1 pseudogene is annotated in these 917 nt (G+C 55.8%); it reads right to left on the bottom strand.

The window, feature by feature from the left end:
• Window positions 1-917, bottom strand: a pseudogene (locus HMPREF3158_RS09055) (IS1249 family transposase); the annotation flags it as partial.

Below are 917 nucleotides of genomic sequence, written 5' to 3' on the forward strand. Positions count from 1 at the left end.
CTTCTTCGGCAAGATAGTTGACTTTGGCGAGTTGATCTTGGCCATAATTGCACTGCCTGGCGATATTTAGCGGATCGTCAGGCAGTTGCTTTTTGGTGTGGAGGTACCACTCGAGCATTTTTCGTTGGCGTTCCCCTGACCTGCCTCGGTGCGCATCGGCGATGCGTTTGAGCTGGGCGTTTATGCCGCCTTCAAGACTGTTTGTCGTTGAAGCCCAGCGTTTAGGATCAAGCGCATTCGGTGGTGGCTTAAGGTAAGTAAACAACCAATTGTTGCGCGATAGGTGCAGCAGTGAGTTGTAGGCTTTGCGTATTCGCAGATGAGTCCATTCCCACTGGTTATTGAGTGTTCGGCGTTCTTTTGGCACGGGTGTTTTCTCGTTGAGGAATGTTTTGAATACCTGACCGAAGTCGTGCAGACGTAGCGTCCACTCCCGTGCCTGTTCGAGTGTGGTGACACGGGTTAGTTTCAGCGCCAGTGCGTAGATGGTTTTGCCGGCGTCGGTGCGCGGCCGTGAGTGGTGTAGCGGCGGATGACGCGTTGTGCATGGACGAGACAACGCTGAATCATCGCGTTTGGCCAGCAGGCTTTAATCGCGGTGAGTGCGCCTTGTCCGCCGTCGAGGACGACGCAGAGTGGTTCGGCGATTTTGCGAAGTAGCTGCGTGTATGCGTGGGCTGTTTCGTGTTTGGTCCAGTGCCATGCAATGACGTGGTCGCGGCTGGCTGCCACAAGTAGGCAGCCAGCCGCGGTGTAGGTGCCGTCGATGAAGATCTGATCGTAGACGCGCTGCGGGGCACCGTCGTTGGGGACGTCGATGAGCCAAAACGGTTCGAATCGGCGATCAAGTGTCCAACGACTCACCCTTTGTTGCCCGGCGAGTTCAGACAACGTCGCTGTGGAGGTGACATAGGAGA

The organism is Corynebacterium sp. HMSC06G04, assembly GCF_001807365.1.
Lineage (GTDB): Bacteria > Actinomycetota > Actinomycetes > Mycobacteriales > Mycobacteriaceae > Corynebacterium > Corynebacterium simulans.